The 25878-nt window shown below is 34.2% G+C and carries 26 protein-coding genes; 7 read left to right on the top strand and 19 right to left on the bottom strand.

The annotated features are described in order from the left end of the window. The 3 genes from rnc to pyk are packed head-to-tail and all read left to right on the top strand — an operon-like array spanning window position 1 to window position 2639. A complete protein-coding gene (gene rnc / locus RA0C_RS05900; protein ID WP_004917183.1) occupies window positions 1–744 on the top strand; it encodes a ribonuclease III in 744 nt (247 codons plus the stop codon). Continuing rightward, window positions 731–1201: an IPExxxVDY family protein gene (locus RA0C_RS05895; protein WP_004917184.1), complete on the top strand. Its 471-nt coding sequence runs from the start codon at window positions 731–733 to the stop codon at window positions 1199–1201. Before rnc ends, RA0C_RS05895 begins: the two co-directional genes overlap by 14 nt. After that, window positions 1194–2639, top strand: coding sequence for a pyruvate kinase (pyk, locus tag RA0C_RS05890; RefSeq protein WP_004917185.1), 1446 nt, complete (start codon window positions 1194–1196; stop codon window positions 2637–2639). Before RA0C_RS05895 ends, pyk begins: the two co-directional genes overlap by 8 nt. 78 nt (window positions 2640–2717) lie before the next feature. Here pyk and RA0C_RS05885 read toward each other — a convergent pair whose 3' ends face one another. From RA0C_RS05885 to tilS, 16 genes are all read right to left on the bottom strand, one after another. After that, entirely contained in the window at window positions 2718–4001 is a 1284-nt protein-coding gene (locus tag RA0C_RS05885) for an NAD-dependent succinate-semialdehyde dehydrogenase (RefSeq protein ID WP_004917186.1), read from the bottom strand. A 116-nt stretch (window positions 4002–4117) separates the two neighbouring features. After that, window positions 4118–4630: a hypothetical protein gene (locus tag RA0C_RS05880; protein WP_004917187.1), complete on the bottom strand. Its 513-nt coding sequence runs from the start codon at window positions 4628–4630 to the stop codon at window positions 4118–4120. Between the two features lie 135 nt (window positions 4631–4765). Beyond that, window positions 4766–5092: a hypothetical protein gene (locus tag RA0C_RS05875; RefSeq protein ID WP_004917188.1), complete on the bottom strand. Its 327-nt coding sequence runs from the start codon at window positions 5090–5092 to the stop codon at window positions 4766–4768. 7 nt (window positions 5093–5099) lie between these two features. Further along, window positions 5100–5261 carry a hypothetical protein gene (locus RA0C_RS10470; RefSeq protein ID WP_004917189.1) on the bottom strand — a complete coding sequence of 54 codons (162 nt, stop codon included), beginning with the start codon at window positions 5259–5261 and terminating at the stop codon, window positions 5100–5102. A gap of 88 nt (window positions 5262–5349) precedes the next feature. Then, window positions 5350–5607: a hypothetical protein gene (locus RA0C_RS05870; RefSeq protein ID WP_004917190.1), complete on the bottom strand. Its 258-nt coding sequence runs from the start codon at window positions 5605–5607 to the stop codon at window positions 5350–5352. Between the two features lie 17 nt (window positions 5608–5624). Further along, complete coding sequence (locus tag RA0C_RS05865) at window positions 5625–5984, bottom strand: hypothetical protein (protein WP_004917191.1); 360 nt, start codon at window positions 5982–5984, stop codon at window positions 5625–5627. Between the two features lie 3 nt (window positions 5985–5987). Continuing rightward, window positions 5988–6443 carry a serum amyloid a protein gene (locus RA0C_RS05860; RefSeq protein WP_228481892.1) on the bottom strand — a complete coding sequence of 152 codons (456 nt, stop codon included), beginning with the start codon at window positions 6441–6443 and terminating at the stop codon, window positions 5988–5990. Between the two features lie 97 nt (window positions 6444–6540). Next, the gene (locus RA0C_RS05855; protein ID WP_004917194.1) at window positions 6541–7083 is read right to left on the bottom strand and encodes a hypothetical protein; all 543 of its coding nucleotides are present in this window, start codon (window positions 7081–7083) and stop codon (window positions 6541–6543) included. After that, the gene (locus tag RA0C_RS05850; protein ID WP_014615104.1) at window positions 7077–7361 is read right to left on the bottom strand and encodes a polymorphic toxin type 23 domain-containing protein; all 285 of its coding nucleotides are present in this window, start codon (window positions 7359–7361) and stop codon (window positions 7077–7079) included. The genes RA0C_RS05855 and RA0C_RS05850 overlap by 7 nt, the downstream gene beginning before the upstream one ends. 3 nt (window positions 7362–7364) lie before the next feature. Then, on the bottom strand, window positions 7365–7874 hold the full coding sequence (locus RA0C_RS05845; protein ID WP_004917198.1) for a hypothetical protein: 510 nt from the start codon (window positions 7872–7874) through the stop codon (window positions 7365–7367). Continuing rightward, window positions 7868–14839, bottom strand: coding sequence for a polymorphic toxin type 23 domain-containing protein (locus RA0C_RS05840; protein WP_004917200.1), 6972 nt, complete (start codon window positions 14837–14839; stop codon window positions 7868–7870). The genes RA0C_RS05845 and RA0C_RS05840 overlap by 7 nt, the downstream gene beginning before the upstream one ends. A gap of 25 nt (window positions 14840–14864) precedes the next feature. Then, a complete protein-coding gene (locus tag RA0C_RS05835; RefSeq protein ID WP_004917202.1) occupies window positions 14865–15326 on the bottom strand; it encodes a T9SS type A sorting domain-containing protein in 462 nt (153 codons plus the stop codon). 2 nt (window positions 15327–15328) lie between these two features. After that, complete coding sequence (locus tag RA0C_RS05830; protein ID WP_004917203.1) at window positions 15329–16336, bottom strand: hypothetical protein; 1008 nt, start codon at window positions 16334–16336, stop codon at window positions 15329–15331. A gap of 178 nt (window positions 16337–16514) precedes the next feature. Next, window positions 16515–17273, bottom strand: a complete 759-nt coding sequence (locus tag RA0C_RS05825; RefSeq protein ID WP_004917205.1) for an alpha/beta fold hydrolase — start codon at window positions 17271–17273, stop codon at window positions 16515–16517. Window positions 17274–17504: 231 nt separating this feature from the next. Further along, a complete protein-coding gene (locus RA0C_RS05820; RefSeq protein ID WP_004917206.1) occupies window positions 17505–19577 on the bottom strand; it encodes a protein-disulfide reductase DsbD family protein in 2073 nt (690 codons plus the stop codon). Between the two features lie 9 nt (window positions 19578–19586). Further along, window positions 19587–20870 carry a tRNA lysidine(34) synthetase TilS gene (gene tilS, locus RA0C_RS05815; RefSeq protein ID WP_004917208.1) on the bottom strand — a complete coding sequence of 428 codons (1284 nt, stop codon included), beginning with the start codon at window positions 20868–20870 and terminating at the stop codon, window positions 19587–19589. Between tilS and RA0C_RS05810 the strand changes: the two genes are divergently transcribed. After that, window positions 20870–21448 (top strand): hypothetical protein, encoded by a 579-nt coding sequence (locus RA0C_RS05810; RefSeq protein WP_004917209.1) that lies wholly within the window; start codon window positions 20870–20872, stop codon window positions 21446–21448. The genes tilS and RA0C_RS05810 overlap by 1 nt on opposite strands. Window positions 21449–21496: 48 nt before the next feature. After that, on the top strand, window positions 21497–22765 hold the full coding sequence (gene serS / locus RA0C_RS05805) for a serine--tRNA ligase (RefSeq protein ID WP_004917210.1): 1269 nt from the start codon (window positions 21497–21499) through the stop codon (window positions 22763–22765). A gap of 143 nt (window positions 22766–22908) precedes the next feature. On the opposite strand, the gene RA0C_RS05800 is transcribed toward serS, so the two are convergent. Next, window positions 22909–23256, bottom strand: coding sequence for a hypothetical protein (locus RA0C_RS05800; RefSeq protein WP_004917212.1), 348 nt, complete (start codon window positions 23254–23256; stop codon window positions 22909–22911). Between the two features lie 125 nt (window positions 23257–23381). Here RA0C_RS05800 and RA0C_RS05795 point away from each other — a divergent pair, with 125 nt between their 5' ends. After that, window positions 23382–24530, top strand: a complete 1149-nt coding sequence (locus RA0C_RS05795; protein WP_004917213.1) for a hypothetical protein — start codon at window positions 23382–23384, stop codon at window positions 24528–24530. A gap of 6 nt (window positions 24531–24536) precedes the next feature. Next, complete coding sequence (locus RA0C_RS05790) at window positions 24537–25109, top strand: hypothetical protein (protein WP_004917215.1); 573 nt, start codon at window positions 24537–24539, stop codon at window positions 25107–25109. Here RA0C_RS05790 and RA0C_RS05785 read toward each other — a convergent pair. Together RA0C_RS05785 and RA0C_RS05780 are read right to left on the bottom strand one after the other, a co-directional pair. Next, window positions 25073–25633: a 5-formyltetrahydrofolate cyclo-ligase gene (locus tag RA0C_RS05785; protein WP_004917219.1), complete on the bottom strand. Its 561-nt coding sequence runs from the start codon at window positions 25631–25633 to the stop codon at window positions 25073–25075. The genes RA0C_RS05790 and RA0C_RS05785 overlap by 37 nt on opposite strands. 3 nt (window positions 25634–25636) lie before the next feature. After that, window positions 25637–25867, bottom strand: a complete 231-nt coding sequence (locus RA0C_RS05780) for a ferredoxin (protein ID WP_004917220.1) — start codon at window positions 25865–25867, stop codon at window positions 25637–25639. Window positions 25868–25878: the final 11 nt, after the last annotated feature.

Here is a 25878-nt window from a genome sequence, read left to right as displayed (position 1 = left end):
ATGAAAATCGGACGCTATTTCAATAGAATTTTATCTAGACGAAAGAAGCCAAGATATACACAAAGAGAGGCTTTTATAGTAAAAGGATTAGAAAAAATATTGGGTATACAGCCTAAAGAAGTCTCTTGGTATCAGGAGGCTTTTTCTCTCAAAAGTACTTCCAGTCAACTCAATTATGATAGGCTAGAGTTCTTAGGAGATGCCGTTCTAGGGAGTATAGTTTCCTATTATCTTTACAGGCAGTATCCACAGGAGAGTGAGGGGTTTTTAACCCAAATGAAATCTAAGATTGTTAATAGGAAGAACCTTAATCAGATAGGAGAAAAGCTAAATTTGACTTCTCTAGTTTTGAAAAATGGTTCTAAGTTTGTAGCAGACCTGTCGGGAAATCTCTTAGAGGCTTTGGTTGGAGCTATTTATATGGATTTTGGCTACGAAAAATGTCAAAAAGTGGTGTTGTCTAAGATTCTTACTCATTCGGAAATGCTTAAACTTGAAAATAAAATTATAAGTTATAAGAGCTTGTTGTTAGAGTGGAGTCAAAAGAATAAAATTAAGATAGACTATAAAACCGAGGAAGAGTTTTTACCAAGTAAAGTAAAGATGTTTAAAACCTATATTTTTGTAGGTGGTAGTAAAGTGGCTAGTGCTACGGAAACTTCTAAGAAAAAATCGGAAGAAAAGGCTGCACAAAGAGCATTTTATACATTAAACAAAAAAGAAAAGATAATTGAAAGACAATAAAATATTTCTTGATATAGAGGAAGAAGAAATCTCAATAGGATTATTAAGACTTTCTCAAAAAATACAAGATTATGAATTGTTTTTTAATATCAACCTCCTAAATAGCTTTAAGTTTAGCAGAGAGAAGGATTTTATTTTAAAAAAAGGAGGGCGCTTGTATTTGTTTGTACAGTATCAAACTTATGATGAAATTACTAAATGTACATACACTTTTATAGCGAATAAATTTTATGATACCAAATTAGAGGACGGAATTCATTATGATTTGTTTTCAAATCTAGTGGAAGAGACTTATTTGTTGCCAGAATATAGAGATGTAGATTATATTCTGTTAACAAAGGAGTTTTTATCCGATTTTTCTGTAATTTTGTTGCCTAATAACTTGGTATTTCCTATACAGGAAATGTTATTAAGTCCAGAGCAAGAACTCTATCAAACCATTCAGTACTATGAATAAGAAGTTAAAGAAAACAAAAATAATAGCAACATTAGGACCTGCATCATCTTCTAAAGAAACAATGTTAGAGCTGGTTAAGGCAGGTGTAGATGTTTTTAGAATAAATTTTTCTCACGCAGATTATGATTTGGTGAGGAGAAATGTGGAGCTGATAAGAGAAATCAATCAAGAATATGGTTATTCAGTTTCGATATTAGGAGATTTACAAGGTCCAAAACTAAGAGTAGGGGTTGTAAAAGAAGGCTCATATCTTAATCCTGGGGATATTCTTACTTTTACTAACGAAAATGTAGAAGGAGATTCAACTAGGGTATATATGACTTACCAACAGTTTCCACAAGATGTAAAAGTAGGGGAAAGAATCTTAATAGATGATGGTAAACTGGTGTTAGAGGTTATCGAGACCAACTTAAAAGACACCGTTCGTGCTAAAACGATTCAAGGAGGACCATTAAGTTCTAAAAAAGGGGTTAACCTTCCTAATACCAATGTATCGCTTCCTGCCCTTACAGAGAAGGATATTAAAGATGCTAACTTTATTTTAGACTTAGAGTTAGATTGGATTGCATTGTCGTTTGTTCGTCATGCGCAGGATATAAAAGATTTAAAGGAACTTATTAAGAATCACCCAACAAATAATTTTAAGACACCTATTATTGCCAAAATAGAGAAGCCTGAAGGGGTGAAAAATATAGACGAAATTCTCATGGAGTGTGATGGGATTATGGTGGCTCGTGGAGATTTAGGTGTAGAGGTGCCTATGGAAGAAGTTCCTGTAATTCAAAAGACTCTAGTTAAAAAAGCAAGAGCTTACGCTAAGCCTGTAATTATTGCTACTCAGATGATGGAGACTATGATTACGAGTCTTACGCCTACTAGAGCGGAGGTAAATGATGTTGCAAACTCGGTGTTAGACGGTGCTGATGCAGTGATGTTGTCTGGAGAAACTTCTGTAGGGCGTTATCCTGTAGATGTGGTGAAGAATATGTCTAAAATAGTAAAGAGTATAGAAACCACCAACTACTACTACGACAGAAATAGTATTTTAGATAATCAGATAAGCTGTTTAGATGAAAGATTTATCACAGATAAAATTTGTTTATCGGCAGTTAATATAGCTAAGAGTGCAGGGGCAGAGGCCATTATTACGCTTACCCATTCTGGCTATACAGCTTTCCAAATTTCTGCACATAGACCAAACTCGCACATTATTGTTTATAGTGCTAATAGAAGGGTGCTTACGATGCTTAACCTACTTTGGGGTGTTAGAGCATTCTACTATGATATGGAGAAAACTACGGACGAAACCGTGATACAAGTTAATATGCTTACTTGCAACTATGGCTTTGTAGAAAAAGGAGATTTTGTGGTTAATCTTAATGCAATGCCTGTACACAACGGTGGAAAAACCAACACACTAAGGCTTTCTACAATATAGAGTAATGCTATAAGGATAAAAAAGAAACCATCAGATTTTATGTCTGATGGTTTTTTATTTAGATGATGAAATTTGATTTTAATTTCCTACGATGGTTTTAGGATAAGTAAACTCTTTAAGGGCTAGGGCAGATAATTCTGTTCCATAACCTGATTTTTTAGCTCCACCGAACGGAAGTCTTGGGTCAGATTTGGTCATAGAGTTGATAGCCACGGTGCCAGAATTTAGCTTTAGAGCAAAATCAAGAGCTTTATTTTGGTTTTTAGTCCAGACGGAGTTTCCTAATCCAAACGGAATGTCATTGGCTAAGTCTAGAGCTTCATCATCGGTTTGAGCTATCATTATCATACCGAGAGGCCCAAATAATTCTTCGGCTAGAATAGGATTACCTTTTTTTACTAAGATAAGCCCTGGTTTAAATTCTTTATCAGACAATCGTTCTAAGGGAATGATAATTTCTGCACCGTTAGCAATGGCTTTTTGATATTGTTGTTCTAGTTCATCAGCGAGGTCTTTTCTTGCCATACCCGACAATATGGTGTTGGGATTTAGAGGGTCTGATGGTTGATACTTTTGATAGGCTTTAGTAAACAATTCTAGGAAAGCATTGGCTATATTATGGTGAATGATAAATCTTTTGGCAGCGACACAAGTTTGTCCACAGTTTTGTAATCTTGCTAAAACACCTACTTCTGCTGCTTGTTCTAAATCAGCATCTTCTAGAACTATAAACGCATCGCTACCACCAAGTTCTAAAACTGATTTTTTGATTTCCCTTCCCGCTATGGAAGCCACACTACTTCCTGCCAAATCACTTCCTGTAAGGCTTACACCTTGTACAGCAGGGTGTTTTAGTATAGTTTCGATGTCTTGATGTCCTACTTTTAAATGCTGGAATACGCCTTCAGGAAACCCAGCTTTTAGAAAAGCCTCCTCTATGGCATCTCCACTTTGGGTACAAATGGAAGCGTGTTTTACGATAACGGTATTCCCTGCTAAAATGGTAGGCACTGCAAAACGAAGCACCTGCCAAAAAGGGAAATTCCAAGGCATTACTCCTAAAATTACCCCTAGAGGTGTATGGTGGACTTGGCTAATATTAAAGTCTGTTTGGATATATTCTGGAGCTAATACATTAGCGTCTATAGCAGCATAGAAACGAGTCATCATTGCTGATTTTTCTACCTCCGATAAGGACTGAGAAATGGGTTTATTCATTTCTGTGGTAATGATGTTGGCGTAGGTATGTTTATGCTCTTCTAATATATCTGCTAAGTTTTTGAACAATAGTTGTCTCTCTTGAAAAGAGTGGTTTTTCCATTGGTTAAATTTGGTGTTGGCAAGGTCAATTTTATCAATCATTCTTGTTTATTTTTAAATTGAAGCTTTCCTATTTAAAGGGAGAAAGCTACAAATTTAAGTATAAAAAGTTAGATTTATGGTTTATCAAGTTGACCTGTAATAATTATTTACCTGCATTATTTAATTATTAGTAGAGAAACAAAAGAAGAGGAGTTTTTGTTTATTTTAATAGATTTAAAGTTTTCTGTAATTATTTTATCTATTTTATAATCTATCAAAGAGGACAGATTTATTTTTTCTCCATTTTTTAAATCTACCCTAATATAATAGTAATAATCGTTATATGGTAAGGCAGATACTCCAACGGAATTGCTAAAATGTTGCGATGTAGCATAAATCATAATCTTATCAATCTCGTTTTCTGTATAAATAGTATTATTGATAGTTAGTTTATTTTGTTCAATTCTAAGATGTTTATATGTGTTGTTTAGATAATTAATATGCAATACCATTACAGGCAAAAGAAAAACAATAAAATAAAAAGCAAATGTTGATAGGAACAATATTTTGAACAAATCCAATTCTGTATTTGAATACAACAAGTACAGAATTCCAAAATAAACAATACTTATTATAATAAGCTCTCTTAATGCATAGAGTTGACTTTTTAATGTTATTTTTAAATCCATACTATTATTTTTATTTTTACGAATATGATTGTTGATAAAATGGTTTCATATTTAGTGATAAAAATTATAATACTTGGTTATAGGGAATTCCCTTTCTTGTAGGAGTTCCCAATAGGTTAGATTATTTCTCATAAATTACTCTATCAATGAAAGGTCTTTTAATTTAAGGTAAATAGTCTCTTCTATTTTATCAACCTCTATTAAGTCACCATTGCTGAACTCTATTACTAATTTTAATAGTACCCATTCTCTATAAATTCCATTATCATCCTCTAGAAATAGGAAATTATATAATTCTGTAGAAAAAATTTCAGTCTTATAGGGCTTGAAAAAAAAATCTTTGTTATCATCTATATAAATATAATTAAGAACTTCTTTAAAATGAAGTGTTATTTTTTGTTTTTTTACTCTGCTTTCAATTTTTTTACACAGTTCTTCTAGTTGATCATATTCTATGTTCATTATAAATCTATTTAGAAAATCTCATAATAATGGTTTGTTTATTAGGTGTCACACCTTTAATTGTCAACCCATTTGGGTTTGTTTTCCCTCCTTTGTAGTATTGCCAATCTATTCCATTTGCACTTTTAAATCCTTGAGGTGAATTTATATTTAGAGCTTTAGGGTTCATTTGTTTGTAGAATTTTGAACTAGATATTTTTTTGTCAAAGGTAAGTTGTATTGCATTTCCAGCTTTTTTTGTTGTGTTTGAAACAAGTTTATTTACAATGTTTACTATTTAAACTTCTTCCCCTTGCCCCTATGCCATATCCCATAAATTCACTTTTTATATCCCGAGAATTTAGAGCTATATTAAACATGGCTTTGTCTAGTGTGGAAGCGTTTGAGGCATCTAATGATAACATAGCATGGGCATCATCTACAGCACCACCACTTAAGAAGTTAATAGCCTTAGTTATCCAATCGTCTTCTTCAGGAGGAGGAGGGTTTGTATTGTTATCTCCAGAGTATACCACATGATTTAATCCTGCTACTATTCTGATTTAACTTCGAATATTATTTTATTATTAGATTCTGTTATTTTCACCGTCATATTTTCACCTCCATTTTCATATATATTAACATTCTTAGAAAATGTGCCATTTTTGTAAAGCCATTTGTTCAAAATTGCAGCTTTCTCTATTTTTTTCAAAGCTTCTTTTGTGTCTGTAACTTTATATGAATATTGAAGAGTATTATTATCAATGTCCATTTGACCATATAAAAACTCAGCATTATTTAACATAAAAGGCTTAAGATAATCATACCTTGATATATCTTCTTCTTTTTGATTGATTTTATCTGAACACGAAGTAAAAAATAAAAAAACAAATAAAATGAAATTGATACGCATAAATTAATATTTATTTGGTAAACTAATCGGTCTATATTTATTTATAATAAATCTCATATTTTGCTGATTTCTAATAAAATTTGCTCTTCTGTGGGCTTGTTGCCTACCATATAAATTTGCTTTTTGATCTGCAATCGAACTTGCTCGCGAATCGCCTTTTATATATTGATCAGTGATTTCACGTAAATTACTCATTTTGATGGCTGCAGCCTCTCCACCCGGTCCTCTTAATGTTGCTTTATAATTTGCTTTACTGTGAAAATACTTGTCAGAATTTTTCCAATTAGCTGTTTTCATTTCATTATAAGTGTCAATAAAATCATTAATACCGCCGTAAAAATCCGAGAGATATTCCTTCATATCAGACAATTTCTGTTTTGCTTGATCATACTTTTCTTTGGCTAATTTTTTAATTGATTTCTTGCTTGGTGGATCTCCTTCATCAAATGGATTATCCATCTCGTGCATAGCATGGTTTAACCCAGCCACAATACCACCTGTTATAGCCCCTTGCCAGAAATTTCCTGTTATTGCTGCTTGTCCTAAATATAAGCCTCTACCAATCCGCTTTATAAGCCTTCCAATCTTCGGGAACTTTTTCGGATTTTTGGTAAACTGTACATATAAATTCTGAATTCAAAAAAGCATTTTTATTTTCTAATAAGTATATTAAATCGTTATCAACTTTTATCGTATATGTTGAAATAAACATACTCCCGTCTTGATCAGCTGATTGATAATCTATTTTTAACCTATTATTTTTTTTATATATAATCCCTCTCATTCCGGAATCTTCAGGATTAGGACTCTCCATTCCTAAACTAAAAAATCTAACTCGACCATTGTCATAAAATTGAATTTTCCTATCTACATCCTTTCCTATATCTCGAACTTTTTGAAAATTTTTGTTAGCCATATAGTAGTCAACTTTTTGATAAAAATAATCAGTATCTATTTTTTCAAATATTGATTTATCAAACTTATCAATATTTTTATATTTTTTGGTTAAAACTTTTGTGCCATTTTGTAATCTTCTTGTTTGTGAACAAGATAGAACTACACTAAAAACGCTTATAAGTATAATAATATTTCTTACCATGACGAAAATCTGTTTCTTGTTTGATATTGAAAATATGGATTTATTCCGTTAGATAAAACTTGAAAAACTGGCTGTGGAGAAACTATATTGTGTGCTCCAATATTCTGTATAGGATGTCTCACGTATCTGTCGGAATCAATTCCGATTCTATAATTACCCCAACCTACATAAGCTGCTCCTAATCTATATTGTTTCCCTGTTTCATAGGCAAATCCATAAGGATAAACAGCTCTTCTAAATCCTCTTAATGGGCCGTTCTTTTTAACATAGTCCATCATTTTCTAATTTAATGATTTGTAAACAAAACACTTATTACCATCTTGAATGTAGATATAATTTTTTTTATCTATAAAAACAGACTGTTTTTTAATTTTACTTCCTCCTCCCATCCCCAATATTGCATGCAATATTACATTTCTATATATATGTATATGTCCTTTTTCTTTTGCAATAATTGCATTATAATTATCATTTTCTATTCTATTATAGTTCTTAAAATAGTCTTTTCTTGAAGGCATTGTTCCAAAAGCAATCTTACCATCGTCTTGAATTTTCATAAAATCTATATATTCTATATCCTTATGTTCTTCAAGTTTTGGATAAATTAATTCAAAATTATTTCTTGTTTGGTAAACTCCATCAAGAAAATATATTTTATTAAAAATGTTTTTATTAAAATCATCCTTGTTAAATTTAACCAATAAAGAAGCCAAACTATTCTTTTTAATCTGACTATTACATGAGAATAAGAAAAGAAAGAAGAAAAATATTATTGGAAGTTTTTTTACCATGATGTAAATTGATTTCTTGTTCTATATTGGAAGTATGGATTGATAGCATTTGATAATACTCTAAAACCTGGCTGTGGGGAAAGAAATGTATGTGCAAGTCTATTTTGTATTGCGTGTCTAACATGTCTATCAGAATCAATACCTATTCTATAATTACCCCAGCCAACATAAGCAGCACCCAATCTGTATTGTTTTCCCACTTCCTTAACTATTCCAAATTTATATTTTTCCCCATATTCTCCAATAGAAGATTTACTCATTTGCCAATAATCATGAGGAATTACATCTGACAATATATCTGATGAATTATAAGATGTTTTATTATCATAATAACTACTTTCAAATCTCTCTCCAGTAAACAAATTAAAACCTGCCGAAAATTCGCCAATTGTCAAATTTACAGCTGCTGTTCTAAGTCTATCATGATTATCTCCTAATGTGTGACCAAACGGAGCTCCATCGTTTTCATAGGATAAAGAAAAATCCCCGCTCTGAAACCTCACTATTCCTGTTTGTTGTTGATGTAACCCTTTCCACATATTTGTTCCAAGCATAAATCCAAGATTTCCATTTTTTCCTTCAAAACCCGCCATCAAAGATTTTCTATACTCCCAACCACTTTTTCCACTTCCTTGATGTGCACCGTAATTCATTATTCCAATACCTGCAGATATAGCAAAGTCTCCAGAGCGGAAAGTAGCACTAATATTAGCTCCAAACCCCCAGCCTTTGCCTATAGCTATGCTTGGAGAAAAGTTAAAGTCAAAGTTTCCGATGCTAATATTCCAAGAAGGTAAAATACTTGAAATAGCCTGTCCCCCCATTCTGTATAGTGTTCCAGCAGCGGAGCTAAATATTCCAGGGTTCATTCCTCCAGATATGGCTCCCGATATAGCTCCCATCAAAATAGATTTAGCAAAACCTCCCCAATTCCAGTTGCTGCTTATTACTGCACTTAATACGTAAGATGTAGCACCTACAATAGCTCCTGCAATTGCCCCCGCAACTACTCCAGCTAAAACTTCTCCTAAAATAGGAGTTAGGATAGCAAAAAAGAAAATTTCTCCACTTGGGTCATTGTACATCAGCGGGTTGTTTAGTACATACCCATACTTATTGTAGTTTTGGGTGTTAAAGCCGTCTTGTATGTTTTCATCTGCATTTAAGAATCTTCTTAACAATGGGTCGTACAGCCTTCCGTTCATGTGTATTAAGCCCACCTCTGCTAGATGTTCGTGGCTGGTATAGCCTCTATCTGTTATTAAGTTACTACTAGCTAAATAATCTTTAATTTGGTTTTTATCTGTTATGGTAGCTTGTTCCCCAATCTTAAGATGGGTTAGGTTGCCCCAAGCGTCGTAGTGGCGTTGTTCTAGCTTGTTACCAGCTTCATCACTTATGGCTAAAATACTGCCTAAGTAGTCTTTATGCAAAAACTTATAACTTGCTTGGCTTTCGGTATAGTTTTTAAGGTAAATAATATCACTCTCGTAAGGGGTGCCACCTATATAGAGGGTGTGTTTTTCTCTACCTGTGGCGTGGTCTAGTGTTATTTCGTAGCTACCGTCTTCGGAGTAGTAGCGGGTAAATTTACCGTGTGAGCCGCTTGCTATTTTACCACCAAAACTCATTACCTGCCTCATAGAAGATAGCCCATACTCAAAACGCAAGTCGCCCTTTACGCCTTGTATCAACAGAGGGTCGTTGTTCTCGTTATAGGAAATCTGCTGTACTAGGTCGTTTTTGAGGTTTTGCTCTCCTGTGGCATTTAGTGTAACAGCGGTAGGCTGATAGATTTTTTGGCTGTTGCCGAAGGAGATTTTGCCCAGTTGGTCGTTTTCTATAATCCTGCCTTGTGCATCATAGATGTTATGGTGCATTTGCCCTGTTACGGGGTTCGTCCAGTTGGTTAGGCGGTTGTTTTCGTCATAGGTAAAACTTTCTAGAATATTGAAGTCTCCTCCCGTGGTTCTAGAATTAAGTTCGTTTTTGATGGCATCAAACCTATAGCTTATCTGTAAAATACTAGGCTTTCTTGCGGAAGAGTGGTTGATATTGGTTAAGAAGCCGTTGGTATCATAGGTGTTTTCAATTGTGCTAGCGCCTAGTTTAGCCTGTGTTACTTGCCCTTTGGCGTTATGCTGTTGGAGCTGCCAAAGTACTTTTCCAGAGACCTTGTCCTTAAGCTGGTACAGAGCGCCAGACCAAGGGTCGTAGATGTTCTCTATAAGAGCTTTAGTATAAGTTCCGCCAGAGTAGAGGCTTTTTTCGTAAGAGATAACTCGGTTTTTGTCGTCGTAAACAATATCCTTCTGCATAAAGTATCTGCCATTGTTTTCTTCTGAAGAAGAAAGCACTCTACCAAAGCCATCATACACCAAAGATGAGGTATAAGTTTTGCCCTTGGATACTCCCGCTTTTTTAACCACCAAGCCTTTAGCATTATAAGTATAGCTAATGCTTTTATCGGTAGCATTGGTATTATCGGTAGAAAGTTCTCTTTGTGAAACGAGTTGCCCTTTGGTATTATAGGTATAGGTTTTGGTACCTTTAGGGCTTATGGTTTTGGTGTTTTGCCCAAAGCCGTTGTATTCGTATCTGTAAATGCCGTTAGAAGGGTCGTTAAACTCTATTTTTCTGCCCCAAGCATCATACTTTGTGGTTACCGTATTGGTGCCGTATTTTGCTTCTATTTGCTCTCCTGCGGCATTGTATTTAAAGGTAATAGTACCGCCTTTATCTGCCGAGGTGCTAATATTCCCTAGTGCATCAAAAGTTTGCTTTTTAAAGCGGTTATTGGCATTGGTCTCGGTAGTAGTTACGGTATTTTGGGTATATTGGGTGGTAACTATTTTGCCTGTGAATGCCGTTGCCTTTATTGGGCGAGAATATACATCGTATTCTATGGTATTCCACTGGGTAGGGTTTTGGTGGTCAAAATAAGGTTCGGACTCTTTTATCTTTCGACCTAAACCATCAAACATAACCGACTTAGACACCCATTGGTTTCCAAAGGCTTTTGAGGTAGATTTGTAAGTCTGCCCAATTTTATTGGTAAACGAAATACTAACGCTTCCGTCTGGGCTGTATTCTGTAGTCTTGGTATCTCCATTGCCTAGCTTTTCGTAGGTATAGGTACTTACACCTCCCAAATTGGTCTTAGCGGTTAGTAGTTTCCCCCAAGCATCATAAGTATTTGTAATCTTGTTGCCCAGTGGGTCTGTTTGGGTGAGTACTTGCCCCCAGTCGTTATAAGTAATGTGGGTAACTAGTCCTAAGTTATCTGTTTTTTTGACTACAAAACGACCTTTGGATTCGTATTCTGTTTTTGAGTTTTGGGTGTGGCTATCTACACTATTGGTAACGGTCTTTTGTATAATGTTCCCAAAGCCATCATAGTTATAAGTTTCTTGTAACCACCCTGAGCTATCTCTATTCCAAGTTTTAAGAGTTTTAAGGAGGTTATTCTCGTAGGTATATTCTTCCTTGGCTCCTTTGGAGTCGCCATAGGCTTGCATTAGTTCTGTCTTAGAGCGAGGTCTTCCTACATGGTAGTCTTTACCTGTAGCTGAGAGGTTGGGTGGAAGATACTCTAAACTAGTGGTAGATGTGGCAAAAACTGAACTTCCACTGAGGGTTTGGGTAATGGTACGGGTAGGGAGATAAAAATTATCATAGGTAATGGTGCTTTTTGTGGTAACATCTTTAATAAAGTCTTTAGAAGTGTTACGCACGGGCACCAAAGCCTTTACAATTCGGTTTCTATTAGTATCGGTTATAGCATCTACTTTCGCTCCATCTGCAAGGAGATCAGTTCTGTATTCCGTAGTTTTTAAGGCTAGCAATTTACGGTTGCTAAAGGATAAATCAGACGGAAATATCTCGGCCTCATTGGTGGTTTTGATACTCCATTCTTTAATAGGTACTCCCTCTTGATGCGGATCTATTTCTGCTCCGCTCCATACGATGGTGTTTCTAAATTCATCGGTGTACCAAGAGGAACGAGCGGTTTGGCGGAAACCAATCATTCCCCTACCTTGAAGGTGCGAAAGCAACCCTCGGTAACGGAAGTCTTGTTTTCTAATAATATTTTTACCTCCATTGTCAAAAGTTTGTTGTAGTTGTGCTACAGCGTAAGACTGAGCTACTCTATCCATTTCTACAAATGGATAAGTTTCTTTTTTTACAGGAGCGTAGAAGTTAGGGTTGACTTTTGGATCTAGCTCTTTATAGTCAATGGTGGTTGTTACTCCTCCTTGAGTGATGGAAGTGATATGAGCTGCTTTATTTAGACTTTCTGTAGAGTATTTAAACAGAAGACCTCTTATTGTTAATATTAGTTGATTATAGTTGTTGTTAATCAAATAATTCCCCACCATTGGAGAGAAAATTTGAAAACTATGAGGTGTTCCTCTGTGGCTAGATGGATTGGGTGCATTAGTATATAAATATCCATCTCCTTTTGAATATATGAAAGGATAGTTTGTATAGTTTGCGAGGGAATAAGGGGTAAAAACTTTTGGGACAGATGAAACAGATTCACTGTGTCCATCAATATTTTTTTTACTAAATGAGATATTTCCGTTTGCGTTGGGTCCATTATTTTCAAATAAGTTTACGATAAAATTTGCAAAATTATTAGAAGGATATCTATTTTGTCGAGAGTGAACGCCAATTTCTATGAAATCATCTTTACCGTCTTGGTTGATATCCTGCACTAGATAATTTCTTCCGTAGTAATAATATCTTCCAGATTCTTCATAATGATCTGCATCGGGTCTATAGTAAGAAAGATTGTCTATGCTCTGTTTCAAGAAACCATTTCCTTTTGAAATGTAAAGATTCCATTTATAGTTGTTCTTTTCTTGAGGTATTAGTAAGTCAGTTTTTCCATCACCATTAAAATCTCCAGTAATAGCATTCTCAACAAGTCCTTCTAATTTCGTATTGCCATAAGATAAATGGTTATCTACAAACTGACCAGTGTCAAGGTTTTTATTTATATTTGTGATAAAAGGCTGTTTATTGGAATCAAATCTTAAGAAATCTAACTTTCCATCACCATTGAAATCCCCTGTTTTATAAGAATCAATAATATCTTTGTCATAAGGGTAGAGGCTAATAGTTGAGACGTTAATATCGTTGTTAAAAGGTTCTAATACTAGATATCTGTTTGAATTACTGCAACTTGTGTCAGGTATTCTTTCTATATAATATTCTTGGATCATGTCAGAGCCATCGCGTTGCTTTACACATGTAAAGTCATTTGCTGAGATGATGATCTCCGCTAGACCGTCTGAGTTTAAGTCTACGCTTCTTATCTTTCCAATAGAAGTTTCGGTATAATAATCGCTCGATATAGCAGAACCTACTGTTCTGTCATAAATACTATTAGGTATTATTTTGGAGTATTCTTTTGTAACTCTATAATCATTACTGTCAATTGAGTATATTTGAATTTCTAAATCATCTTTACCTGTTACGGAGTTACTTGTTTTTTTGTATAATACAAATCCTTGTTGTTGTTTTAATATTCCTTCTTTAGTTCTTAAAGTTATTGGTATAGCGGTTGTGTTAAAGTCGGTTTTGGAAAAATCGGAAGTTCCGATATGAATCTGCTTTTTGTTAAAATTATCATCCATCATGCTTTCAAATAGATACAAGCCTTCAGGATAAGTTACTTCGCTTATACAATTGGTTTGAGTATAGCATGGAATTTCGTAGCCTCTGTCTTCACATATAGTTTCCTCAGATCTGTCAATACACTCTTTGAATGTGTCAAAGTATTTAATAAAATCTAATTTACCGTCACCATTGAAGTCTCCAACTATTTTATTATTTTCGTTATCTGTAAAATTTGATGTTTTTGATGTGAAAGATACACCTTCATACCCAAAATTAATAGGATTAGCGGCTTCATTGGCAGAATTATATTCTGTAATATTTCGGACAAACTGATATTTGCTACCTGTACTATTGTTATAGCTAATGGTGTATTTTTTGAATTGTTTACCGTTTGTCAATACCTGTACCGAACTAAGCAACTTATCTTGTAGAAAATAGATGCCTTCTACATAAGATGTTTCTTTTATTTCTCTAGTTTGATAACTAAATAGAATACGGTTAAAATGGGGTTTATTTAAAGTTTCGTTCCCCCCCCACTCAATACTAGATATGGCAGCAACATTATTAGACTGAGTATAATTATAGGTAATATAATTACCTTGGGCATCTTTCCACTTTACAATGTTGTATTCAATAGGAGTTCTTGCCGAGCTGGTTGTACCGTACCATGCTTGTGAACCATCTTCAAAAGTAACTTCCCAATATTCAGGTCCTTGGAAATAACCGTTGATATTTCCTAAGGATTTAATTTTAACATTGGAATATTTTTCGGTAGTATATTCCGCTCCATTTTTGCCATATTCTCCTGATTTTAGGATTAATCTTTGACCATTAAAGCTGTAATAATCATCATAATTAAGTTTAATACCTTCTACTCTTCCATCTTTCTCTATTGTTTTCCCCATTCGGCTAATCGCTGTGATACCAGATAGATTCCAGCCATATCCCGCAATACCATTACCACTGCCACTGGTATAGACTAGATTGATTTGGGGGGCAACACTCTTAACTCCAGGGGGTAATGCTATGGGTAATGTGTATTGTAGCTGACCAGAGGCTGTTACCTCTATATTTCCTTGTGTATCATGGAAATTATTAGTTCCTATAGTTCCGCTAGGGTTAGAAATTCCTGAGTTTGAATCTGACGGACTTGGGGAAGATTGTACATTTTCTCCAATCCTAGCAACAAAGACATTGTTTCCTTTTGCGTGAAATCCATTGGTTAAAATAATGGTATTAGGGTCTTCTACTGTTCTAGAAGAGTTTTCTGGTTGATTGAGGATAGTTTGCCCAAATCCTAGGCTACAAATAAGGGTGAGTAAAGAGTAAAGTTTTTTCATAGGGAAAAAATGTTAGGAAGGTTCTTTATTCTTTTATGATATTTTTGGATATGGTCTTTCCATTTTTCAGCTGAAAACTCAAAATATAAACTCCTGTACGATTAGGCGTTAGGTCTATTTTAATTTCTCTATTAAGATGGGGTATATTTTTCTGAGTGAACAAATTTGTTAAAAGATTATGTTCATATAAAGAAACATGGTCTATTAAATCATCTACTTCGGAACTCCATCTTATGGTTAAAATGTCTTTTACAGGAATAGGATAAAGTTCTATATTAGTTAGAAATATATCCTCTTCTTTGGTGTTTTGATGTTCAATGATTACCAACTTTTCCTTTTCGGTATTGGTTTTTGATAAGGATTGTATATTGCTCTCAGGTCCTCTGTAAATCTGATTACCAGCTTCGTCGTACTGTATGACTATTTTTGTTTGTGCTAGACTAGTAGAAAAAAATAATATAGGTAGAATAGAAACAATAGCCTTCATGATTATTTTTGTTTTTCGAGTTTTTCTATGCGTTTTTTGAGTTCTTTATTTTGTTTATTTAGCTCAATGGTATAGAGTGTAAGTTCTTCTATTTTTTGAAGAAGTTTTATTTGAAACTCGCCAATATTTACGCCTTCTTTCTCCATTTGAGCCGCGGAAGCGATTTCCGGTAGATGCTTTTTATCCTTGATATGTTTTTCAACTTCTTCTAATTTTGGTAATTGATAATCCTCTGCAAAAACAAAATCGGCTGTAGGTGTTGTGGTTACTTTAACTTCTTTGGCTTCAAACTTTCCTGTGGGTAGAGACATATTTCCATTATCGGAAATTATGAGCCTAGGAGAGTGCATTGTATTGTCTAATGAGTAATTCCAAAATTGTAGTGAATTACCATAGCCTCCAGTCATATTATACAAAACCCAACGATAAGCATGGTTGGTATTGCCATGTTTTCTAGGGTTGTGAAGTGTAAGAGAGCCTCCCTCATCTGAGTCTATAGAAGAAGATAGAGAGCCATTTATATTAAAATCAGAGTTATATATTTCAGAATAATTATTTTTATATGGTAAAGTAAGTCGCTTATCTCCATACAAAGGTTCATCTACTATAGACCAATTTTTATAGTATTCAGGATTTTCACTCCCAGATGCCCTTACTGAAAATCTCACAAAATATATTTTATCCTCCATAAAAATAACTACTTTGCCATCTTCATTTGCTAGTGTAATTTTAGGTGAGAAAGAGCCATAGGACGAAATTTGTGAAGTAGGGGCATGGAATTCGCCTTGATAGATATAATAGTTTATGATAATACCAATACTTTTTCTTGCACCATAAGCATAGCCTTCCAATATTATACTAGGCATCTGAAAAGTAGAGAACGGTAAATTTGTTTTAATTTTCAATCCGTTTATAGGAGTGTTTCTAGTTGAGTAATTCGCAACATCGTGATATTGAGATTTACAAAAGATAAATAAAATAAAAGCAAATAAAAAAGATAGTTTTCTCATAATCTAAGTGTTATATTATTTGTTTCCAAAGTTAAAAAAATTAACATAATGAGCGAATTTTAACTTAAAATTAACAATTTAAAATATAAAATATTGTTTTACAGTTTTTTATGTTATGCTTATTTTAAGCTATAGAGTACTTTTAGTATTACTTAATTACCAAAATAGTGTTGTAATTTTAGTAGCTTAATTCTTTATTGATAATTTCAGCACACTCTTTAGGAAGTTCCCAGTGTCCGTTGTGTCCGCAGTCTAGGAGGTAGTGCTTTATAAACGCTCTTTGTGGCAAAAGATTAAGCAATGTTTCGTGGTTTACAGCGGCATCGTGTCGCCCTGCCAATACCAGTACTTTGGTTTCTATCTGTTCAAGTAGATTTCGTTTATCTGTTCGTTCAATCATACCTTTTACGGCAGCTAGAGCTCCTTGTGTAGGCGTGCTTAGGGCGATTTTCTTGGCTTGTTCTATTTTAGAATCTAGCTGTTCTCTCTCGTTTGGATTGAACAAAAGCGGAACGCCAGCTCCTACATAAGTAGAAAAACTTTCTTGTATGATTCTAAAACTTTTTCTTCTCAGTTCCTTTTTAGCGTCGTCATCAGCTTGGAAGGTAGAGAAAAAAAGTGTGAGGCTTTTAAGTTGTGTATGCCATTTTTCTGCAAAAGCAAGACTTACATAGCCGCCCATAGAATGCCCCAAAATATGAAACCTAGACAGACTGAGGTGGTCTGTTACCTTTTTCACTTCTTCTGCCATAAGTTCCATCGTATGGACATCGCCCATCACCTCCGATTGTCCGTGTCCTGGTAAATCTATTTTGATTAGGCTAAAATGCTCGGATAAATACGGCTCCAAATCGTTCCAAATACTATTGTTTTCCAAAAAACCGTGCAACAAGACCAAAGGCTCTTGTCCCTCACCAGAAATCTCGTAATTAAGCATATTCAGCAGAAAGTTATTTTTTTATAATACTAAGATAAGGGCGTATCCCTTTGCCTAGGCTATTCCCACAGCTAGGGTCGGGCTATGGCTTCTACTCCTCGGTCATTGCCGCTCCGCTTCGCTCCGCGGCTTCTTCCCTGTGGGGTATCCGCTCTATCCCTTACGCAGTAAGCGTTTATACAAACAAAATCCCTCCACTAGACTTTAAGGAAGGGATTTTGTATTTTTAAATTACTTTTTATTTTTTTTGAACCAATTTACACCACATTCTAAGAATTGTTTAAACTCTTCTTTTGGCATATATCCAGAGACAGGTTTATTGATGACTTTTCCGTCAGGCGTTACCAATACATAATGGGGTTGAGAATTATTATTGAAATTCACTTGTTGGAAAAGGCTCCAGCGGTCTCCTATTGTTTTCACTTTTTTCTTCTGACCGCCCCCCATATCTATTTTTATTTGTTCGTTTTCAGGAAGTTCTTCTTTATCATCTACATATAAGGACGCTAGGACAACTTCATTTTGTAAGATAGGCAAGATGTCAGGTTCAGACCATACGAACTCTTCCATTTTTCTACAGTTTTCACAACCATAGCCTGTAAAATCTATCAGTATAGGTTTGTTTACCTTTTTAGCTTGTTCCAGAGCTACGAAAAAGTCGTGTTCTGGGTGCATACCTAAGATGCCTTCTTGTTCGTTGTGTAAGTAGCTTACGTTGATAGGAGGTAAAATGCCACTTAGTAGTTGTAATTTAGGTCTGTCCGAAGGTACAAGACCTTGAATTAGATAAATAACAAACCCAATCCCAAGTACTCCGAAAACCTTACGAGTGGTGGATGTTTTGGCGTTTTTATCATCGTGCGGAAATCTTATTTTCCCAAATAGATATAATACAAGTCCTATGGTGATGATAATCCACAATACAATGAAAAGTTCTCGCTTTAATAAAAAAGTTTTAGATACAAGGTCTGCTTTAGAAAGGAATTTAAGAGCCAAAGCTAACTCTATAAAACCGAGTATTACTTTTACGGTATTCATCCAGCCACCAGACTTTGGCAAAGATTGTAACGCTTGAGGGAATAACGCTAACGTACCGAATACAATAGCCCAAGATAACCCAAACCCAGCTAAAGCGAAGGTAAGAAGCATTGGTACATCACTAGAACCAGTAACGGCGCTACCGAGTAAGCTACCAAGTATAGGACCTGTACAAGAGAATGATACAATTACTAAAGTAAGAGCCATAAAGAAAATACCAATTAGCCCACCAGCTTCTTCTGCTTTGGAAGATTTGTTGGCAATCCAGCTTGGGAGTGTAATATCGTAATATCCAAAGAAGCTCAATGCAAAGAATAAGAATATCCCAAAGAAGAACAAATTAAGCCAAACATTGGTAGAAATATCATTAAATATATTCCCAGAAATGCCGTCTATAATATGGAATGGTATGCTCAGTAAAATAAAAATTACCAAAATAAATAGTCCATAAATAATAGCATCTCGTTTACCTTTAGCCTTATTGGCTGCCCCTTTGGTAAAGAATGAAACCGTAAGCGGAATCATAGGGAAAACGCAAGGTGTTAATAATGCAATAAGCCCTCCAATAAAGCCTAAAATAAGAATCCACCAGTTGCTAGAGCTTTCTTCTTCTGTAGCTATGCCACAGTCAGTAAGCGGTGTTTTAGGATTTAAAGATTCTACTCTTAGAGAATTTTCTCCTTGTAGTGCTTGTGCGGACGGTGTTGTATTTTCTGCTGAGGTTAGATTTGTATTTTGGTTTACCGTATCTTTAACAGCCTCTTGTAATGGCGTTTGTTCGTTTTCTTTAGAGTTGGTTTCTGTAAGATTAGCCTTAATTTTTTCCTCAAATTCTAAAGTGTTAGGAGCTAAACATACACGGTCGTTACAAGTTTGATAAGTAATTTCTACATTTACATCGGCAGGTTTGGACGCATCTTTTAGCTTAAATTTCTGTTTGAATGTGGCAGTATTAGAGAAGTAAACAATTCTTGCTCCAAAGGCTTCCGAAAATTCGTCGTGTTTTTTACCAATTTCTACAATTTTACCCACAGGAATTATATTCGCTCCTGAAACTTTCATTTCAGTAGGAATACCACTGTCTTCGGGTAAATCTTTGGAGTAGATATGCCAACCATTTTCTAAGGTAGCAGTAAGGACTGCCTCATACTCTTGGTTACTAAGTTCATTAACTTTTAGTTTAAATTTTACGGGGTCTTTTATCTGAGCCGAGAAGTTTACGGCTAGCATAGTCCACCATAAAAGTAATAAGTGTCTCAGTTTCATAACTTTTTATTATAAAATAATTTTGATGTTTTTTTCTGTTTTGTCATTAGAGGCAAATCTGCCGTCTTGTCTCAAAGGTACAATGCCTAAAACACGATTTTCGTTATCGCAAAGCAACCAAATTTTTGATTTTGCTAAAATAGACAATTTTTCGTCTTTAAAAAACTTAGAAACCTTTTTTCTCCCCATCATTCCTTTTGGATAAAAGAAGTCGCCAGCCTCTTTACGCCTCAATTTTAGAGGTAAAGAAATTTGTTCTGCATCAAAGTTCCATTCTAAAATCTCTTTTTTTTCGTAGGTTATCCATTGGTCTAGTTTTATTTCCTTTTCGCTGGGAAGTGTGATATCTTCATCATTATTTGAAATAGGTTCTTTCTTACTAATAATGAATTGCTCTCTGTTGATAAGGCATTGGTATCCGTTGGAATAAAACGATTTCCCAGTTTCTGCTGTAAACATCTTGCTAATTTCCGCTTTATTGCTAAACCCAAATCTATTGAGTATTTCAAATTGAATAAAGCTAGATTCTTTTTCTAAAGCGTGTCGGTCTATAATAGTTTTACATTCAGTGCTTATTGAAAATTCTTTTATTTTGTATTCAATTTGTTGATTTATAAAGTATTTGGCTTCAGATAAAAAATCAATACTCTTTCTAAAATTATCCAAAAAATCAGGATTGATTTCTTCTAGATTTGGAACTACGGAATGTCTTATCTTGTTTCTAAGATAATCTTGTTTTTGGTTAGATTTATCTTCTCTAAACGCTATTGAATGTGCTTCTGCAAAATGATAAATTTCCTCTTTGCTAAAATCTAGTAGAGGGCGTAAAATTTCGTTTTCGTTATTAGGAATACCCGCTAATCCTTTGATACCACTACCTCTAGAAAGATTGATGATAAAGGTTTCTAGCTGGTCGTTTAAGTGGTGAGCAGTTACGAGGTGGCTTAGACTCCGATTTTTCATAATATTTCTAAAGAACTGATATCTAAGCTCTCTTGCCCATAGCTGAATAGACCCCGAAGGTTTTTGGTCTTTTTCCGAAACGGTATAACAATGAAACAGAATATGATGCTTCTCGCAGAACTCTTGGACTAATGCAGCGTCTTTATCCGAATCTTCGCTTCTTAATTTATAGTTGATATGAGCAATTTCTATTTTAGCATCTATTTGTTTCATCAGATGAGCCAATACCATAGAATCTGCTCCGCCACTTACCGCTAATAGAAATTGATGTTCGTTGTAGTTAGGTAGTAGCTCCTTTAGTTTAGTTTTAAATAAATCCACGGAAATCATTGTCCAAAGATACAAGAAAATTAGGTAGTGAAGAAGCAAGGCTAAATCCGCTAAAACTTAGTATATTTGTGAGGATGAAAAGATATACCGTTTTTGTAGTTTTATTATTAGTGCTTTCTTGCAGAAAGGAAGATACTGAGGTACAGTATATAGACCAAACGATAGATATTTTTCTAAAAAATACTTCTGGTAGAGATTTACTAAATACCAATACTTCTCAAAATAGAGCTAGCTTCACTTTGAGTGATTTGGGAGGAGCGTATAGCTCGGTTAATCTATCTTCGGGTTTTTCTAGGAAGATGGGCGTAGACTCCATCTATTATATCCAATATATTTCTGGTGCAACTAGAAATTTAAAGGATTCGGTGTCTCCTAGTTTAAAGTACTATCAATCGGATATTGCGTTTAATTGGCAGAAAAAACTAACGGATTCAACTTCATCTTTAGAAATAGATACGATGAGAGTTATTTACTCTTGGCAGCCAAGTCTTTTTCAAGTCAAAGAAATTTTTTGGAATAATAATCAAGTTTTTTCTAAGCAAAGTCAGGCGAGTAATGTTATTACAATCGTAAAATAATGCTTACTTTTGTAGAATATATAAACTCCTTATTTTAAATAAATATCAATGTTACAAGTTCAATTTTTAAGAGAGCAAAAAAGCCGTGTTTTAGAAGGGCTTAAAAAGAGAAATTTTAAGGAGCTAAACCTTGTAGATGAGGCAATAGCGACTGATGACGAAAGAAAGAAAATACAGTATGAGTTAGATGAAAATCTAGCTCAAATGAATAAAATATCCAAAGAGATAGGGCTTCTAATGAAGGAAGGAAAGAAGCAAGAAGCAGAGGAGGCTAAAACTAAAACAGGAGAGTTTAAGCAGAAATCACAGGATTTACAACAGTTGTTAAAAGAAAAAGAGGAGTCTCTACTGAATATTCTTTATCAAATCCCAAATATACCAGCAGATATTGTAAAAGCGGGTAGTTCGGCAGATGATAATGAGGTGGTGTATCAGTCTTGTGATACTTTTGAGATGGGAACAGAGGCTTTGCCACACTGGGAACTTGCTAAAAAATACAATCTAATTGATTTTGAATTGGGTGTAAAGATAGCAGGGGCAGGTTTTCCAGTTTATTTAGGTAAAGGAGCTAGGCTACAAAGAGCATTAGTGCAGTTTTTTCTTGATAAAAATACCGATGCAGGTTACTTAGAAGTAAATCCGCCGCATGTAGTAAATGAAGCCTCTGGTTATGGTACGGGGCAACTTCCTGATAAAGAGGGACAAATGTATTTTGTGAATGAGGATAATTTATATCTTATTCCTACAGCAGAAGTGCCTGTAACCAATATTTATAGAGATGTAATCTTGGAGGAAAAAAAACTTCCTGTAAAGAATACGGCTTTTTCTCAATGTTACAGAAGAGAAGCAGGAAGCTACGGTGCTGATGTGAGAGGACTTAACCGTCTTCATCAATTTGAAAAAGTAGAGATTGTAAGACTAGAAAAACCTGAAAACTCTTACACTGCACTAGATGAGATGGTGGCTCATGTAAAATCTATTTTAGAGGATTTGGAATTGCCATTTAGAATTTTGCGTTTATGTGGTGGTGATATGGGCTTTACTTCTGCACTTACTTACGATTTTGAGGTGTGGAGTGCGGCTCAACAGAGATGGTTGGAGGTATCTTCGGTGTCTAACTTTGAAAGTTTTCAAGCTAATAGATTAAAATGCAGATATAAATCAGGAGATGATAAACCTCAGTTAGTACATACATTAAATGGTTCTGCGATGGCCTTACCTAGAGTAATGGCAGCACTTTTAGAGAACAACCAAACGGAAGAAGGTGTTAAAATTCCAGAAAAGCTAAGAGCATATACAAGATTTGAGAGTATATAAAAAATTACTCATTTTAAATATAAAAAATAAATAGGCTATCTCATTAAAGAAATAGCCTATTATTTTATCGCATCATTATCTTGAAATAAAAAAAGACACTCTAAATTTAGAGTGTCTTAGTTTGTCTGTATATCGCTAAAAGACTACTTAGTAGCTTCTTTTACTTTATCAGCAGCGTTGTCAACAGCACCTTTAGCAGCATCAGCAGCACCTTTAGCAGCGTCAGCAGCAGCATCAGCAGCAGCACCAACACCTTCAGCAGCTACAGTAGAAGCAGAATCTACAACAGTAGCAGCAGAATCAACAACAGCAGCAGCAGAATCAACAGCCTCAACAGCAGTAGAATCTACAGAAGAAGTTTCAACGTTTTCAGTTTTTTTACAAGCTACAACAGCTAAAGCAGCAACAGCCGCTACGAATAATGACTTTTTCATAATTTTAAATAATTTTTTAAATTTGTTATCTTTTTTGTTTCTATTCTGTTCACTCATTTGAACAAGGCAAAGATATGGTGAGAAATAAATTTGTGTTAGAAAAATTATTGCAATATCTTTGTAAAATAGTTTTGCAAATAAGTGTTTTTGTAAATCAGTAGTTTAAGTTAAATTTTTGAAATTTGTCAGATTTAGATTTATTACACTTTGAACAGCTTAAAGTGGAAGTTCAAGAGGTTTTTTTAGAATCTCATACACCTTCGGAGGAAGATATATCCTTATGGAAGGGAATTGATATTGTCTATTTTCAAGAAGATTTAAGAAAAAAAGCAAAAGGAAATATTAGTGAACGTTCTTTTTATACCTATTTTAAGAGTTCTCCTACACAAAAATTACCAAGAATAGATATGCTTAATCTTCTTTCGAGTTATGCAGGTTATGCTAATTGGTATGATTTTAAGAAAAATCATTTGTTTGCTAATGAAATTCTTAGTGAGATAGAAGAAAGTGATGAGGAAGTGTTCCAAAATGGTGTTGATGAGTCAGTTTTAGATAATCAACAGGAACAAGAAAAATCAATAAATTCCAAGGAAATTGCTGATAATGTTGATGAAGGTAAAAATAGTATTTTGCAAAAAAATAATTATGATTTAGAGATAGTTACTGAAAATGATGAGGTGTTGAAAAATAATAGTAGAGCTTTAAAATTTACTAAATCTTCTTATGTTTGGATTTCGGCAACACTTATACTTTTGTTAGTTCTTGTGGGAATTATTTTTTCTGATTTAATCTTGACCAAAAAATATTCGTTTAAGTTTATTGATGCGGATAGAAATACAAGTATTAATGACTATCTTGATGTTAAAATCATAAAAGAAGGTGAGTCTCCTATCTTGCATAAGGTAAAGCCGAATGATATTTTAACATATACTACAAAATCAAAAACTCTCATGATGATAATATCTTCTCCTTATTATAAGACAGATACTATTGTGAGAAACTTGGAGAATGCTCTTACTTATCCAGAATATGAAACTATAGAGCTAAAGCCTGATGATTATGCCATTATGCTAAACTATTACTCCAAAAAGGCAGATGAAGATGTTAATAAGAAGAGAGAAAGATTAAGTAGACTTATAAGTAATGATGCTTTAATTTATCAGGTGTTTGATAATGAAACTTATGGTGTGGAAATTTTGGAGAAAGATAGATATATTACTTTAATGACAACGCCTACAACTTCTCTTAAAAATTTAGAAATTATAGGTACTCAAATGAAGAATGGTAAAATAATGATGATAAAATTTAGAATTACAAATAACGAAAAGTAAACACTTATGAAAATATTTAAAAACTTATTATTCGTTCTAATAGCATTGATGATTTTATCCTGTGAAAAAAAGGAAGAAATCAGTGATTTAGATAAAGTGAGAAATACAACTAATGCTACTTCTTATCCTGTTGCTAAGATGGATAGTGCACAAGCTATAAATGCTATTACTAAGCAAAAAGTTCAGGAGGTTATGGACTTGTCTATTCTCTATTTGTCTGGTAGTAGGAATACGGATATAGACTCTACAATCCATACGCAGCTGCTTAAATATTTTGTAACACCTGATACTCTTAAACTAAAACCTCTGTTTAAAGAGCTAGAGAGCTTAAGGGTTAAGACTGTTAAGGTACAAAATTTAGAAATCAAGAAAAAAAATAGTGAAAAGGATACATTAAACCAAGCTGTGGTTAAGGTAGAATATTTTGATAATAAAAAATCTTCAATAGGCGTTTATGAGAGAAATGTGCAATATATCCTAAAGCCTTTTCCAGAGAAGTTTAAGAAAGAGTTTAAGTTTTATTTTCTCAATTTTTACACTCCTCAGAAAGATAGTATCTCCGAAGGTGTAATAAGGTAATCTAACGAAATATCTTCGTTTCTTAAATCGTCTATATTTTCTAAAGGTGAAAAAAAGTTCACTCCTATTTTTTTTGTAGTAGGAGGTGTAATCCTGAAAAGTTGGTCATAGAACCCTTTTCCGTAGCCTACTCGGTTGCCTTTATCATCACAATAGAGTAGAGGTGTGATGATGTAATCAAAGTGAGTTACATTCGCGTGAGTATTTTCAGAAGGTTCTAATATTCCCCATTTGTTTTCAGATAGCGGAGTGTTTTCTTTCAGTTCAATGGCTATCATTTCTGTATTGATAACTTTTGGAACAAATACATTTATTTTTTTTGAAAAACAAGACTCTATAAGAGGTAAAGTATTAACTTCCTTAAATTTTTTTATAGGAATAAAACAATGAATATTTTGGTTTTCAGTGGGGTTGAATTGTAAAAAGAATAAATGAGCTATTTTTTTTGATAGCTCATTTATGGTATTTTCAGAAAGTTGCTTTCTTTTCTCTAGATAAATTTTTCTAAGTTCCGCTTTGGTCATAAGTTAGATTTCTTTTACAGAAATTATTTTTACAGGACACGCCTTAGCTGCCTTATCACAAGGTTCAAAAGCTTCTGGTAGGGGTACTTTTATTGTGTGAAACCCTTTTTTATCGGTAGATTTCAGCAGAACAGACTTACCATCTTTTTTTGACATTCTAAAGTATTCTGGAGCAAACTCCGCACAGTAGTTGCACCCAATACATTTATCTCGTTGTAGTGTAACAATAACCATTAGACAATAAC

It is taken from the genome of Riemerella anatipestifer ATCC 11845 = DSM 15868 (genome assembly GCF_000252855.1).
GTDB classification, from domain to species: Bacteria; Bacteroidota; Bacteroidia; order Flavobacteriales; family Weeksellaceae; genus Riemerella; species Riemerella anatipestifera.
The sequence above is the reverse complement of the archived record's forward strand: the minus strand, read 5'-3'. Positions and strand labels throughout refer to the sequence as shown.

Bases quoted from the DNA above. Each gene is read 5' to 3' on its own strand.
- rnc (WP_004917183.1), top strand. From the start codon at position 1: ATGAAAATCGGACGCTATTTCAATAGAATTTTATCTAGACGAAAGAAG.
- pyk (WP_004917185.1), top strand. From the start codon at position 1,194: ATGAATAAGAAGTTAAAGAAAACAAAAATAATAGCAACATTAGGACCT.
- RA0C_RS05885 (WP_004917186.1), bottom strand. From the start codon at position 4,001: ATGATTGATAAAATTGACCTTGCCAACACCAAATTTAACCAATGGAAA.
- RA0C_RS05880 (WP_004917187.1), bottom strand. From the start codon at position 4,630: ATGGATTTAAAAATAACATTAAAAAGTCAACTCTATGCATTAAGAGAG.
- RA0C_RS05875 (WP_004917188.1), bottom strand. From the start codon at position 5,092: ATGAACATAGAATATGATCAACTAGAAGAACTGTGTAAAAAAATTGAA.
- RA0C_RS10470 (WP_004917189.1), bottom strand. From the start codon at position 5,261: ATGAACCCTAAAGCTCTAAATATAAATTCACCTCAAGGATTTAAAAGT.
- RA0C_RS05865 (WP_004917191.1), bottom strand. From the start codon at position 5,984: ATGCGTATCAATTTCATTTTATTTGTTTTTTTATTTTTTACTTCGTGT.
- RA0C_RS05860 (WP_228481892.1), bottom strand. From the start codon at position 6,443: ATGGATAATCCATTTGATGAAGGAGATCCACCAAGCAAGAAATCAATT.
- RA0C_RS05855 (WP_004917194.1), bottom strand. From the start codon at position 7,083: ATGGTAAGAAATATTATTATACTTATAAGCGTTTTTAGTGTAGTTCTA.
- RA0C_RS05850 (WP_014615104.1), bottom strand. From the start codon at position 7,361: ATGATGGACTATGTTAAAAAGAACGGCCCATTAAGAGGATTTAGAAGA.
- RA0C_RS05845 (WP_004917198.1), bottom strand. From the start codon at position 7,874: ATGGTAAAAAAACTTCCAATAATATTTTTCTTCTTTCTTTTCTTATTC.
- RA0C_RS05840 (WP_004917200.1), bottom strand. From the start codon at position 14,839: ATGAAAAAACTTTACTCTTTACTCACCCTTATTTGTAGCCTAGGATTT.
- RA0C_RS05835 (WP_004917202.1), bottom strand. From the start codon at position 15,326: ATGAAGGCTATTGTTTCTATTCTACCTATATTATTTTTTTCTACTAGT.
- RA0C_RS05830 (WP_004917203.1), bottom strand. From the start codon at position 16,336: ATGAGAAAACTATCTTTTTTATTTGCTTTTATTTTATTTATCTTTTGT.
- RA0C_RS05825 (WP_004917205.1), bottom strand. From the start codon at position 17,273: ATGCTTAATTACGAGATTTCTGGTGAGGGACAAGAGCCTTTGGTCTTG.
- RA0C_RS05820 (WP_004917206.1), bottom strand. From the start codon at position 19,577: ATGAAACTGAGACACTTATTACTTTTATGGTGGACTATGCTAGCCGTA.
- tilS (WP_004917208.1), bottom strand. From the start codon at position 20,870: ATGATTTCCGTGGATTTATTTAAAACTAAACTAAAGGAGCTACTACCT.
- serS (WP_004917210.1), top strand. From the start codon at position 21,497: ATGTTACAAGTTCAATTTTTAAGAGAGCAAAAAAGCCGTGTTTTAGAA.
- RA0C_RS05800 (WP_004917212.1), bottom strand. From the start codon at position 23,256: ATGAGTGAACAGAATAGAAACAAAAAAGATAACAAATTTAAAAAATTA.
- RA0C_RS05790 (WP_004917215.1), top strand. From the start codon at position 24,537: ATGAAAATATTTAAAAACTTATTATTCGTTCTAATAGCATTGATGATT.
- RA0C_RS05785 (WP_004917219.1), bottom strand. From the start codon at position 25,633: ATGACCAAAGCGGAACTTAGAAAAATTTATCTAGAGAAAAGAAAGCAA.
- RA0C_RS05780 (WP_004917220.1), bottom strand. From the start codon at position 25,867: ATGGTTATTGTTACACTACAACGAGATAAATGTATTGGGTGCAACTAC.